At 43.0% G+C, this 13,691-nt stretch carries 11 protein-coding genes and 1 rRNA gene (1 of these 12 cut by a window edge); 8 read left to right on the forward strand and 4 right to left on the reverse strand.

What is annotated here, in order from left to right; genetic code table 11:
• Positions 1-43 precede the first annotated feature (43 nt).
• The 3 genes from GFC30_RS04420 to GFC30_RS04430 all read right to left on the reverse strand — a co-directional run bounded on the left by GFC30_RS04420 (position 44) and on the right by GFC30_RS04430 (position 7,321).
• Positions 44-1,108: an FUSC family protein gene (locus GFC30_RS04420; protein ID WP_066323078.1), complete on the reverse strand. Its 1,065-nt coding sequence runs from the start codon at positions 1,106-1,108 to the stop codon at positions 44-46.
• Between the two features lie 172 nt (positions 1,109-1,280).
• Positions 1,281-5,753 carry a glutamate synthase-related protein gene (locus GFC30_RS04425; protein WP_066327139.1) on the reverse strand — a complete coding sequence of 1,491 codons (4,473 nt, stop codon included), beginning with the start codon at positions 5,751-5,753 and terminating at the stop codon, positions 1,281-1,283.
• Between the two features lie 272 nt (positions 5,754-6,025).
• A complete protein-coding gene (locus GFC30_RS04430; protein ID WP_066323079.1) occupies positions 6,026-7,321 on the reverse strand; it encodes a glutamate-1-semialdehyde 2,1-aminomutase in 1,296 nt (431 codons plus the stop codon).
• A 110-nt stretch (positions 7,322-7,431) separates the two neighbouring features.
• On the opposite strand from GFC30_RS04430, the gene GFC30_RS04435 reads away from it, so the two are divergent.
• The 6 genes from GFC30_RS04435 to perR all read left to right on the forward strand — a co-directional run bounded on the left by GFC30_RS04435 (position 7,432) and on the right by perR (position 11,618).
• Complete coding sequence (locus tag GFC30_RS04435) at positions 7,432-8,433, forward strand: ABC transporter ATP-binding protein (protein ID WP_066323080.1); 1,002 nt, start codon at positions 7,432-7,434, stop codon at positions 8,431-8,433.
• Entirely contained in the window at positions 8,426-9,217 is a 792-nt protein-coding gene (locus GFC30_RS04440) for an ABC transporter permease (protein ID WP_066323081.1), read from the forward strand. The genes GFC30_RS04435 and GFC30_RS04440 overlap by 8 nt, the downstream gene beginning before the upstream one ends.
• A gap of 4 nt (positions 9,218-9,221) precedes the next feature.
• Positions 9,222-10,007: an ABC transporter permease gene (locus GFC30_RS04445; RefSeq protein WP_066323082.1), complete on the forward strand. Its 786-nt coding sequence runs from the start codon at positions 9,222-9,224 to the stop codon at positions 10,005-10,007.
• Between the two features lie 55 nt (positions 10,008-10,062).
• Positions 10,063-10,476, forward strand: a complete 414-nt coding sequence (locus GFC30_RS04450; RefSeq protein WP_066323083.1) for a potassium channel family protein — start codon at positions 10,063-10,065, stop codon at positions 10,474-10,476.
• 2 nt (positions 10,477-10,478) lie between these two features.
• Positions 10,479-10,949 (forward strand): thioredoxin-dependent thiol peroxidase, encoded by a 471-nt coding sequence (bcp, locus tag GFC30_RS04455; RefSeq protein ID WP_066323084.1) that lies wholly within the window; start codon positions 10,479-10,481, stop codon positions 10,947-10,949.
• Between the two features lie 222 nt (positions 10,950-11,171).
• On the forward strand, positions 11,172-11,618 hold the full coding sequence (gene perR / locus GFC30_RS04460) for a peroxide-responsive transcriptional repressor PerR (protein WP_066323085.1): 447 nt from the start codon (positions 11,172-11,174) through the stop codon (positions 11,616-11,618).
• Between the two features lie 17 nt (positions 11,619-11,635).
• On the opposite strand, the gene GFC30_RS04465 is transcribed toward perR, so the two are convergent.
• Positions 11,636-11,995, reverse strand: coding sequence for a YgzB family protein (locus GFC30_RS04465; protein WP_066323086.1), 360 nt, complete (start codon positions 11,993-11,995; stop codon positions 11,636-11,638).
• A gap of 120 nt (positions 11,996-12,115) precedes the next feature.
• On the opposite strand from GFC30_RS04465, the gene GFC30_RS04470 reads away from it, so the two are divergent.
• Positions 12,116-12,988: a nucleotidyltransferase-like protein gene (locus tag GFC30_RS04470; RefSeq protein ID WP_066323087.1), complete on the forward strand. Its 873-nt coding sequence runs from the start codon at positions 12,116-12,118 to the stop codon at positions 12,986-12,988.
• A gap of 271 nt (positions 12,989-13,259) precedes the next feature.
• Positions 13,260-13,691 (forward strand): 16S ribosomal RNA (locus GFC30_RS04475) (it continues 1,122 nt past the right edge of the window).

The following is a 13,691-nucleotide window of genomic DNA, read 5'->3' on the forward strand; positions in this document are numbered from 1 at the left end:
ATCCTTATCTGAGGATAGCCGCTAGTTTATTGTTGCCTCGTCTCTATGTTTCTTGGTTCGTTAGCTCGAGTGCTTCCTCATCTTTATGGTATTGTTGGAAGCTATCAATAAGTTTATCTAAATGTTCGAGCGTTTCTCCGTAGGCAATGATTGTTCCGATGAGCAAAAAGAGATGGTGTTCATTGCCGTATTGATTGTATTCGTAAAATGCCTCAACTAGCCGTTTTTTCTCGTGACACGCTTCGCTTGCAATGTCGGATTGTTGCTGTAGCTTCACTTTGCCGATAAATTTTAGCAAAATTTGCTCGTGATAAGAAAGCAAGCAATCGAGCTGTGCTCGTACGGTTTGCTGAAATTCATCCGGCATATGAAAAAGTTCGTTTTCAAGGCGATGCAAGACTTTTAACGTGTCCAGCGCCCGATTCGTGGCGGAAATCATTTGCCGGTATAATACGAGTTTGCGCGACCGCTGATAACGATTTTTTGGCAAATACATTCGTTCTTCTTTGTAAAGCAAATACAATTGATCCAGTTTAATCATTTTTTCTTTTAGCTTTTCGATATCTTCTTTTAACACATGATGTTCTGACACGTGGCGAATGTTTAGACGAATCCACTTTAAAATTTCCTCTGTATTTTCTGTGATATGGAAATACAGTTTTTTTTCGTATTTTGGTGGAAGAAATATAAGATTTACGACGAATGCAGCAAGCACGCCAAGCATAATCGTCGAAAAGCGAATTGCCGCAAATTGAATGAAATTCGCGTTCGTATATTCCATAATAGCGATGACGGTAACTAGTGCAACCGAAATGGTTGACTCTAACCGAAGCTGCAAACAAAGCGCGATGACTAAAATGGCTGTCAATCCTACGATAAATGGATTATGCCCAAATAATAAAACGCTCACAATCGCAAAAATAGCACCGATCATATTGGCTTGTACTTGTTCGACGAGCGACAAGTACGAGCGATAAATGGTCGGCTGCATTGCAAATACCGCCGATATTCCGGCAAATACCGGTGAAGGGAAATTCATCGTACTTGCTAAAGATAGTGCCAATGTAACGGCAATTCCCGTTTTAAAGATGCGGGCTCCGAGTCTCATAACGTTTGTATCCTTCCTTTTGCCTCAAAAAGATGCTAAACAATTTAGTAATATACATCGTTTGGAAGAAGATATCAAGCAAAAAATAAAAAGGACGTACTATATATATTGAAGCGTTGTTGTATTAATTACAGAAAAAAGAGGCATCAGGATTCCGATGCCTCTTTTTCCATTATTCTGTAGAAACTGAAGGATCCGCTTGTTCTTTAGATGGGATGACTTGGAAGAAATGATCTTCTAGTTTTTCAAGCAGCGGCTTCAGTGACTCTGCTTCTTCTATTTGTTCGTGCTCGATAAGCAAGTCGATGTAGGTTGATAAAAGTTCATGTACATCCGCTTTTCCTCGTTCGCTTAAGCGCTCGATGCGAACTTGGGCACCTTTGGCGATACGGCGTTCAAGCGCAGCTTTTGTTAACCCCATTTCTGGTTGATGGCGCAAGTAAACGACGCCACCTGTCATTCCTGCGCAAATCCATGGTCCAGGGTCGCCGAGAACGAGCCCGCGTCCATTTGTCATATATTCAAACGCAAACCCTTTAATGTTTGCCCGTGCTCCGATATTGCCATGCTCTTCTTCCGGGATTGGCACGGTCACTTGTCCGCCGATAATCATATCGGCACCTGAGAGGCGAATGCCAGCCCGTGCATCGGCATTGCCTTGGGCGACGAGCAATCCTTTTTGCGCGCCATAGCCAAACCCTTTTCCGACAGATCCATTATAAAACTTTCCATCTTTCCCTTTTGCTTTAAATATGAGGATGCTGCCACCAAGCGCTGTCTTCCCGATGCCATCTTGGGCGCCGCCATCGACGTGAATGTGAATGCCGTAGCTATTGTAAGCACCAAGACCGTTTCCAGGAATAGAACCATCTTTAAAGCGCAACGTCACGTTCGGTAATTTTTTATAAGACCCATCTAAACGCCCGCGAACGCGATGACATGATACGCGGCTACCGAGCACGCGTTGTTCGGATGTGACAGCAGAAAACTCGCGCGAACGGTGCAAATCTTCCACATGATAGTCGAGGTATTCTGCCCCTGCGGCAACGAGTAATTTCGCTTCTTCTATGTTTGCGCGCATTTCTTTTGGCGTAAACTGTCCAACTTCCAATACTTTCAGTAAATGCGTCAAATCCATTTTTTCTAGGCCTCTTACTTGTTCTAGCAAGTCGGAGCGCCCGACAATGTCTTGTAATCGTTCAACGCCAAGCGAAGCCGTCAATGTTTTTAACTCATTACCGAAAGCAGTGAATAAGTTCACTAGTCCTTGAACAGCTATCTCAAATTGCCGTGGAACGAAACGGCGTAAGCCATGTTCTTTTGCTTGCGCTTCCGATTCGATTTGCGTTGCAATGCCGACGTGGCACGTATCTAAATGGCAACCGCGGCATGTCGTACAGCCAATCGCAATCATCGAAAGGGTACCAAAGCCGACGCGGTTTGCGCCAAGCAACATCACTTTGATGACGTCTAAGGCGCTTTTTATGCCACCATCTGCCCAAATTTCGACTTGGTTGCGCAATCCTGCTTCTAACAAAGCGTTATGGGCAGCTTTCACCCCGATTTCCACCGGAAGTCCGACGTGCTGCAACGCATGAATCCGAGCTGCTCCTGTTCCGCCGTCAAAACCGCTTAGTGTAATAATATCCGCCCCTGCTTTTGCAATTCCAACAGCAATCGTTCCGATATTTGGAACAACGGGTACTTTTACGGCAACTTTTGCTTGGTCGTTTGCTGTTTTGAGCTCAGCAATCATTTGCGCTAAATCTTCGATTGAATAAATGTCGTGGTTATTCGATGGTGAAATAAGGTCAGAGCCAATCGTTGCGTTCCGTGCTTCGGCAATTTTCGCCGTTACTTTAGAACCTGGTAAATGACCGCCTTCTCCTGGTTTTGCTCCTTGTCCGATTTTAATTTCCAATAAATTGGATGAGTTTAATAGTTCAGCATTGACACCAAAACGCCCGGAGGCGACTTGCTGGCCGCGCGTGCGCGGATATTTGCCGAGCATATCTTTAATTTCGCCGCCTTCGCCGTTTAAGCTGATCATATTGAGTCGGTCGGCTGCTTCGGCATAAGCGCGGAAGGCGACTTCGTTTTGTGAACCGAACGACATCGAAGCGATGACAAACGGCAAGCTATGTTCACCGACGCTAATATCGACAGTTTCAGATGGGACTTCTTTTTTCGCCTTTTTCAAATCAAGCAAATGACGGATCGTTGTTGGTGTTTCTGTTTCTATTTCTGTTAGCTTTTCACGATAGTTGTCGTACGAACCGGTTTGCGCTACTTCGCCAATCGCTTTCCAAATGCGCGGGAAGACATGGAATGTTTTCCCTGGCTTTGCGTTTTCATCGGCATAGTCATTTGCACGAGCGATCGCATCTTCTTTTAGCGCCGCAAAATCGTATTGCAACGAATCAGAGCCGAAGAAGTTAACGATTTTTAGCACGTCCGCAATTTCATCGTGCAATCCGATGGATGAGAATAGGCGGCTATATCCGCGCAATTCATGAATACCGATGGTGGAAATGACTTTTTCTAATCCTTTATTCAATGCGTTAAATAAGTTGATGACCGGTTTGACCGTATCTTCTGCTGCAACGGTCGCAAACATTAAGTAAGGATTAATTGCATTGGCACCTAATCCGTAAGCGACGATGAGATCATGTAGCGAACGAATCGCACCAGATCGGAGCAATAGTGAGCAATCACGCCGTAATCCGTTTTCTGTTAGCGCCTGATCGATCGCCGAGGTGATAAGTAACGGATCAATCAATAAATTTCCATTTTGGTGTGCTTCTGCATCGTCAAGAAGAAGCAATGATTTTCCAAAGCGGACAGCTTCACATGCCTCGTTGGCAAGACGCTGCAACGCTTCTTTTATCGTTTCCTCCGCTGTAAATGTCGCGGACAGCACATGAGCGAGTTGTTTTGTTTGAAATGAATGAACAATTTGGTCGTAGGAAGGGTGCCCTAACGTTTCTGCGCTTTCGAGACCGATTTTTCCTTCTATTAAAATTGGCGAAATTACCTCAACCACGTAGCAAGGTGGCTGTGCATCCGTTAATGATGGGCGCTTGCCAATAATCGTTCTAGTCGAGAAATGTTCTGTTTCCCGATCGCGGTCAATTGCTGGATTGGTGACAACCGCAACGCTTTCTTTAATAAAGTCGGCAAGGTTTTTCCGATTTGGGTCAATGGCTGCTAGCGGTGCATCATGGCCGAGCGAACGAATTGGTTCCGCTCCTTTTTCTGCCATTTGCTCTAGCAGTTGAATATGTTCCCGATCCCAGCCGAATGCGGAATATTGACCGTTCTGCACTTTGTTTGGCGAAGCGACAAACAAATGTTTTTCTAATGTTGGTGGAGTAAGACGTGCTCGGAAGTTGGCGACATCAAACCGTTTCGAAAAGCGGGCATACACTTCTTCTTGAAATGCGGCGTATTCAAGCACTTCAATATGACCGTCTCCTCCCCATTTCAACCCGATTTTTTCGCCTGGAGCAATCGGTTTTGGTTCTCCTGTGTACTCACTTGCGGGAATAATCCCGGGTTCAGAAGCAAAAATGAATCGACTCTCGGTATCTAACTTCCAAAGCGGGCGCAATCCTAACGCATCCACGCTAAATACCGCTTCCTCTCCATAACGAGAAATGATACCTGCAGGACCTTGGGCAAAGTGTCCCCACGCCTCGCGAATGTACGTATATAAATCTTGCAAATGCTCAGGATATGCTTTGATTTCATTAATAATTGGTGGGAACAAAATATCCATTGCTTCAAATAAGCTATATCCGTGACGGCAAATGAGCGTTTCCATTGTGCGGCTTAAATCTTGCGAATCGCTTCCGCCGACAGTAAGCGGCACGCCAAGCATTATTGCTTCATCACGCAGTTTAGCAATTGTATTAATCTCTCCATTATGTCCTAACACGCTAAACGGTTGAACTCGGAAAAAATTGGATAACGTATTCGTTGAATATCGGTTATGGCCAAGCGTCATGGTTGATGCAACAAGCGGATTTGCTAAATCATGATAATATTTTGGTAAAATATCTCCGGCGCCCATTACTTTGTAGACAACGTGGAAATGACTTAACGAAGCAACATGAACATCTTCGTCTTGTTCGATGTCAATAAGCAAATCGAACAATCGTTTCGTGAGCTGCTCGCTATCAATAGGCAAAAGCGCCACTTGCCAAAAGACAGGTTCTTGGCGTAAAGCAATCGGTCCGAGTGCATGAGAAGAAGTAACACGATCGGATTCGAAAAGAAGGGTGAGACCGGACTGCTTGAAGAGCTGTCTTATTTTTTCTTTTGCTTGCTCAACGTCTGTCGTGCGATTAATAAAAATATGTCCGACTGTAAAGCGGTTGTCGTTCGCGATTTCTGGATTTTGTCCGGCGTTTGCTAGTTTTTCCATCCAAAGTGCTCTTGGGATGTCGATATGGATACCTACTCCATCCCCTTCGCCGTTAATAAAGCCGGCGCGATGGTTCATTTTCACAAGGGCATTAATACAGGTCATAATGTTTTCTCTTGTTGGAATGCGCCGTTTTTCGATGGCGGATACAATGCCGCAAGCATCGTGTTCAGCACGATGGAAATCTTGAAAATGACTTGGATTCCAACGTTGTTTCATGTTTGATCGGCTCGAAAGTGGGAATCCCACCTTTGCCTTTCACCTCCTGCGCATAATGTTCTATGGGAAAAATAAGGATAAACGATAGGAGAATAAAAATTTTCAGAATTTATAGTCTATGTTACCACGAACAAAGAGGGAAATCAATTATTTATTCATTTTTTTGGATATAATATTCATTTTGGGATATAGCTAATAAAACGTTTAATGTAAACGTTTTCAACGGTCGCAAAAAAGAGTGGAAAGAAAATTCTTCCACTCTTTTTGTATATTTATTCGTTTTTTAACGTTTTAAATGCATGTTCAACCGCTTGGAGTGTATATTGAATATCTTCCTCTGTATGAGCGAGTGTAATAAACCACGCCTCGTATTTTGAAGGAGCAAGGTTGATTCCTTGCTGGAGCATTAACTTGAAAAATTTCGCAAACATCTCACCGTCTGTTTGCTGAGCTTGTTCGTAATTTTCTACTTTCTCGGTCGTAAAGTAAACGGTTAACGCTCCTTTTAATCGATTGATGGTCACAGGAATACCGTATGTTTTCGCATGGATAGCAATCCCTTCTTCTAACATAGCACCCAGCCGGTCAAGATACTCGTAAACGCCGTCTTGTTTTAATACTTCAAGGCAGGCGATGCCGGCAAGGATAGAAGCTGGGTTTCCAGCCATTGTTCCTGCTTGATACGCAGGACCGAGCGGAGCGACTTGTTCCATAATGTCTTTTCGTCCACCGTAGGCACCAATTGGGAGACCGCCACCAATAATTTTTCCAAGCGCTGTTAAGTCTGGTTCCATTCCTAATAAATTTTGCGCTCCCCCGTACATAAACCGAAACGCTGTGATGACTTCATCGTAAATGACAAGCGCGCCCGCTTGATGGGCGAGTTCATTAATTGTTTCAAGAAATCCTTGTTTTGGTTCCACGATGCCGAAGTTTCCAACAATCGGTTCGACAAGAACGGCAGCGATTTGTTCGCCCCAACGTTCCATCGCTTGTCGGAAAGAGTCAATGTCGTTAAATGGAACAGTGATTACTTCTTGGGCAATGCTTTTTGGAACGCCAGCAGAGTCAGGTGTCCCTAATGTTGATGGACCAGAACCAGCCGCAACGAGCACAAGGTCAGAATGCCCATGATAGCAACCAGCAAATTTAATGATTTTATCCCGCCCTGTATAGGCGCGAGCGACACGGATCGTCGTCATGACCGCTTCTGTCCCAGAGTTGACGAAGCGTACTTTTTCTAAAGAAGGAATGGCTTCTTTTAACATTTTGGCAAATGTAATTTCATAAGGAGTCGGCGTTCCGTACAACACGCCATTTTCCGCTGCTTGCTGAATCGCTTTCGTAATGTGCGGGTGGGCATGTCCAGTAATAATTGGGCCGTATGCTGCTAAATAATCAATATATTTATTTCCGTCAACGTCCCAAAAGTAAGCGCCTTGCGCCCGTTCCATGACGACAGGAGCGCCGCCGCCCACTGCCTTATAGGAACGGGAAGGGCTATTGACGCCGCCAACAATATGTTCAAGCGCTTCTTTGTATAGTTGTTCTGATTTCGTAAACTGCATGTTGAAAGCCTCCTATGCAAAAGTTTGCTGTTTTCTATTGTACCATAAGCATACCATTTGTTTCTCCTAGCGACTTTCGTTAAACTATTGCTTATGTGGAGGGTGAGAACATGTATGCGATCGAAGTAGAAAAACTACGAAAAGAATTTAAAGTGTATTCGAGCCGCTCTGGTTTAATGGGTGCGTTCCGCGATTTGTTTACAAGAAACTATAAAACGGTTCGGGCGGTGGATGATATTTCGTTTACCGTTAAGCAAGGAGAAATGGTAGGGTACATTGGAGAGAACGGAGCTGGAAAGTCGACGACCATTAAAATGTTGACAGGAATTTTAACACCGACATCAGGAACAGTCGTTGTCAACGGTATGAATCCCCATAAAGAGCGTGAGGCGTTCGTTCAAACGATCGGCGTCGTCTTCGGACAACGTTCGCAATTGTGGTGGGACATTGCGGTGCAAGAATCATTTCGATTATTAAAAAAAGTGTATCGCGTATCGGATAAAGAGTACAAAGAACATATGGAGCATGTCATCGAAACATTGGATATCGGTCCATTGCTCGATAAGCCAGTGCGCAAGCTGTCATTGGGACAGCGAATGCGTTGTGAATTGGCAGCCGCGTTAATTCATAATCCACCGCTTTTATTTTTAGATGAACCGACGATTGGGCTCGATGTATTAGTGAAGCTAAAAATTCGTCAATTTTTAAAAGAGATTAATGAAAAATATAAAACAACGATTTTATTAACGACGCACGATATCGCGGATATCGAGGCGCTGTGTGAACGTGTCATTATGTTGGATGAAGGAAAAATTATTTATGACGGTTCTTTGCAGCGACTCAAAGAAAACTGGGGAGAAGGAAAGCAAGTGCAGTTTACGTTTGCAACTGAAGTAACGGAAGAAGAGTTGCGCGCTCTGACGTATGATATAAACGTAACGTGGCGCAAAGGGGAAACGAATAGCTGGGTTGCCCATGTCGCACCGATGCATGTATCGGATGTCATTAGCCGAATCGTTGCCCGTTATAACATTCAAGATATTAATATTGATGAAATGTCGACAGAGGAAATTATTCGCAACATCTACGAAGAAGGTGTTGTACATGGATAAATATCTTGAAATGATTCGCATCCGTTTTTTAATGATGCTGGCATATCGGACGAACTACTATACGGGCATTCTTATTTACTGCATCAATATCGGCGCGTATTATTTCCTTTGGTCGGCCATTTACAGCGGAAAGTCAGCCATTCAAGGTATGTCTATTGAACAGATGACAACGTATGTCGCGGTATCGTGGATGGCACGCGCATTTTATTTTAACAATATAGACCGTGAAATCGCGATGGAAATTAAAGAAGGAAAAGTAGCGGTTGAGCTGATTCGCCCGTATAGTTATTTAGGGATGAAAACGATGCAAGGCTTGGGAGAAGGAGTGTTTCGTTTATTTTTCCTTTCATTTCCTGGCGTCGTTATCACTAGTCTTTTGTTTCCGCTCCATTTCTCGAGCGATATAAGGACATGGGGATATTTTGCCCTTTCGATTATGTTAAGTTTCGTGATTAACTCCCAGTTGAATTTATTAGCGGGGGTCGTGACATTTTTTACGTTAAATAACGAAGGACTGTTGCGAGCGAAACGGTTTGTCATTGATTTATTTTCTGGATTAATTTTGCCGATTAGTTTCTACCCACATTGGGCGCAAGAAGTGATGAAATACTTTCCGTTTCAAGCGATTAGTTATATTCCGAGCATGATTTTTACGGAAAGTTTTCATGGGAAGGCGGTTATTGATGGGTTGTTGTTTCAGCTTATGTGGAGTATCATCTTGCTTCTTCCGCTTCAACTTCTTTGGAAAGCGGCGAAAAAGCGGCTTGTCGTTCAAGGGGGGTGATGGCGTGTTTTATGTATCGGTCTTTTTTCAATATATGGCGCAATATATGAAAACGAAGCTGCAATATCGGGCGGATTTGTTTGTTGAGTTTCTTTCCGATTTGATGTTTCAATCGGTCAACTTAATTTTTATTCTTGTCGTGTTCGGACATACGACGCTATTGCACGGTTGGACGAGAGATGAAATGATTTTTATTTACGGCTTCTTTTTAGTGCCGTTTGCGTTATTTGGAGCATTTTTTAATATTTGGGATTTTAATGAACGTTACATTGTTCGTGGAGAAATGGACCGTGTATTAACGCGACCGGTGCACAGTTTGTTCCAAGTGATTTTAGAACGAATGGAACTTGAGTCGCTTGTTGGTGGTGTGACAGGCCTAATTATTATGGGGGATGCGAGCGCGCGATTGCATCTTGAGTTTCATTGGTATGATTTCTTTCTCTTTCTTTTGTTTGCGCTTGGCGGCATGCTCGTTTATGCGGGGGTATTTATTTCGCTTGCGACGATTAGTTTTTGGTCGGATGCACGAAGCTCGATTATGCCGATGATGTATAACATTAGCAACTATGGCCGTTATCCAATCGATATTTATAACCGTGTCATTCGCTACATTTTAACGTGGATTTTGCCGTTTGCGTTTGTCGGGGTGTATCCTTCCGCTTATTTTTTAGGAAAAAAAGAGTGGTATAGCTATGCGTTTTTAACGCCGATTATGGGGGTTATCTTTTTTATGATTGCCATTATGTTGTGGAATAAAGGGATCAAGCACTATAGAGGTGCAGGAAACTAAGACGGTATATTTTTCGTTACCTCCTCGTATACATGGCTTGTACGAGGTGATAGCGATGGGGTGGATTATTGTAATCGTCGGGGTATTAGTGTTGAATATTGTTTCGGTATGGACTAGCCGCGCGAGCAAGCATAAATATGTGTCGGTGGAAAATTTTGTTGTATTAATTTCTTTATACGTAACGATGATGATCGGATTTGGGCTAATTTATACGATTTTAGAAATAAACGGGTATGATATTTTTACAAAAAATTCAAAAGACATTACGGGTGAGTTTTTTTCCGTTTTACAAGACAGTGTATATTTTAGCGCAACAACATTATTAGCAGTAGGTTATGGGGACGTTATCCCGATTGGAGCAGGAAGATGGCTTGCAGTCACCGAAGCATTATTAGGATACATTATGCCTGCTGCTTTTGTAGTTCGAGTGGTGATTGATTGGGAAAAAGACATAAAGAAGGAGAGATAGCAATGTTGTTAATTGGAAATTTAGCTCCGGACTTTACATTACCTGCAAGCAACGGCACGATGGTTTCGCTCTCTGATTTTCGCGGGAAGTTTGTGGTGTTATATTTTTATCCGAAAGATATGACACCAGGATGCACAGCGGAGGCGTGCGATTTTCGGGACTATTATGATCAATTTCGGAATTTAAATGCCGTCATTTTAGGAGTCAGCACTGATTCTGTAGAACGGCATCAAAAGTTTGTTGAAAAATATGCGTTGCCGTTTTTATTGTTAGCGGACGAGCAACATGAAGTGGCCGAAAGATATGGTGTTTGGAAGCATAAGAAAAATTTTGGGAAAGAATACATGGGAATTGAGCGCTCGACGTTTGTCATTGATGAGGAAGGAAGATTACTCCGAGAATGGCGCGGGGTGAAAGTGAAGGGGCATGTAGAAGAGGCGTTAGCTTATATTCGTCATACTTGTGCAAAATAGGTAGATGTCCAAACCAAATAAGGAATACGACATATATTGTTAATGTAGGGCATACCTCCTCGAATTGTTCGTGCGGAAAGTAATTCCGCACGCTTTTTATGTTAAAAGTCGAAATAAACTCATATATTAATGATACGAATATTGACAAAGTAGCTAAAAAAACGGTAGACTAATTATAAAAATTATAAAATAATAATTCTTTTTCTAAAGGAAGTGAGGTGCATGACGGTGTCTGAAGAACAACTGCTAAAAGAAGCGCTAGACACGCTGAAACAGACAGGGGTGCGCATTACCCCGCAACGTCATGCGATATTGGAATATTTAATCCGTTCCATGTCACACCCGACGGCTGATGAGATTTATAAAGCGTTAGAAGGCAAATTCCCGAATATGAGCGTTGCAACGGTTTATAATAATCTCCGTGTGTTCAAAGAAGTAGGGCTTGTCAAAGAGTTAACATATGGTGATTCGTCAAGCCGCTTTGATTTTGTTACTTCGGATCATTACCATATCATTTGTGAACGGTGCGGAAAAATCGTCGACTTTCACTATCCGGGATTAGATGAAGTGGAAACGCTGGCGGCGCATGTGACAGGATTTAAAGTAAGCCATCATTGCATGGAAGTATACGGTGTCTGTGCAGACTGCCAACATTATCGGACGCATTAAAAAGCTGATAGCAAAGGCTACCAGCTCTTTTTTTTCTTTCGGTTGTACTTTTCATCAAACTCCTTGCCTTCTAGTTCAGGGTCTAGTGTTAGCGGCTCGCTACAATACATACACAAATCGACGCGGCCGAGCATTTTTGTCGTTTTTCCGCAACTTGGGCAGACTACTTGAATCGTTCTTGTGGACAACATCCCAATCCAAAAATAGACAACAGTGCTTGCGATAATAAAAAGCAATCCTAAAATCATAAATAACGTCATAATCCACATCGAAGTGCGGAAGAATATCCCTATGTACATGACGATAAATCCAACAAAAATTAACCCAAGCGCGAATGTCCGGATTTTATTAATTTTGCTTGAATACTTGATCGACATTTGTTCGTCCCTCCTCCTTCTAACTATACCATAAAATTTAGGTGAGTTTGCAAAAAAGGAATTTTGCGATTTTTGTCGAAATATGAGCGTTGAAACGCTCGAAACGATGGAGGGGAAAAGATGGAGGATTTAATTCGTCCCATTTACCAAGAAAGAGCAAGTCATCGCAATACCTTAGGGATTTTGTTGATTGAAAAAAAACTGAATAACTCGGCGATTACAGATACATTTGACGTAGTGTTGTTAGTCATTGTAAAAGATGTCGATTCTCCAGTATTCAGTAAACATTATACAACAAAAGGACAAAAAGCTGCATTGCATGTTGTGAGTGAAGAAAAATTAAACGAATGGCTGTTGTTTGGATCAAACCGTAAAGTGATTGATTGGGTACTTAACGGGAAAGTATTATTTGATCGGAATGAATATGTGCGGCAATTAAGAAACCGAATGTTGGAGTTTCCAGAAGAAGCGCGACGGCTAAAGATGGGGGTAGAATTTGCTAAATTAATCCGGCGATATACAGATGGAAAAGTATTTTTGGAAACCAACCAACTTTTGGATGCCTATAATCATGTTATCCATGCCCTTCATCATTTGGCACGGTTAGCCGTTATTGAAAAAGGGTTTTATCCTGAAGTGACCGTATGGAATCAAGTGAAACAAATTGATGCGCAAATTTATAAACTTTATGAAGAATTGGTGGGTAGCGACGAACCATTAGAGAAAAGACTGGAACTATTGTTTTTAGCAAGTGAATTTTTAATTCATTCTCGCATTCCGTCTGGTTCAGCTCATTTACTAAATGTGTTGAAACGAAGGGAAGAAGCTTGGAGCATTGGTGAAATGATTGCCCATCCAGAATTGGAAGTATACTCGGTTGATTTAGTAATAATGCTGGAATATTTAGTGGATAAGCACGTGTTAACGACAGAAGAGATGCCAACAAAAGGGCAGAATGTGTATCACCGCTATTACAAAATAGCAAATCGTTAATAAAGAAGGCCCGTTCTTATAAGGGTGAGAGCGATGAGAAGGGCCTTTTGTTTTAATTGTTTTTTAAAAAAGTGTTGACTTCATTAATCAAAGATGATAAATTAAAAAGCGTCGCTGCGGAATAGCGGTGGATAAAAAATGTTGACAGCAGTAAATCAACATGATACTATAAAAAAGTCGCTTCAAGCGACCAAAAGTGTTCTTTGAAAACTGAACAAAACGAAGCGTCCTCGTTTAAGGAACGAGAAAACATGAGTTTGGAATAGAACTTTCTATGGAGAGTTTGATCCTGGCTCAGGACGAACGCTGGCGGCGTGCCTAATACATGCAAGTCGAGCGGACCGAATAGGAGCTTGCTTCTGTTCGGTTAGCGGCGGACGGGTGAGTAACACGTGGGCAACCTGCCCGTAAGACCGGGATAACTTCGGGAAACCGGAGCTAATACCGGATAACACCGAAGACCGCATGGTCTTTGGTTGAAAGGCGGCGCAAGCTGTCACTTACGGATGGGCCCGCGGCGCATTAGCTAGTTGGTGAGGTAACGGCTCACCAAGGCGACGATGCGTAGCCGACCTGAGAGGGTGATCGGCCACACTGGGACTGAGACACGGCCCAGACTCCTACGGGAGGCAGCAGTAGGGAATCTTCCGCAATGGACGAAAGTCTGACGGAGCAACGCCGCGTGAGCGAAGAAGGTCTTCGG

This window comes from Anoxybacillus amylolyticus, from assembly GCF_001634285.1.
GTDB lineage: Bacteria > Bacillota > Bacilli > Bacillales > Anoxybacillaceae > Anoxybacteroides > Anoxybacteroides amylolyticum.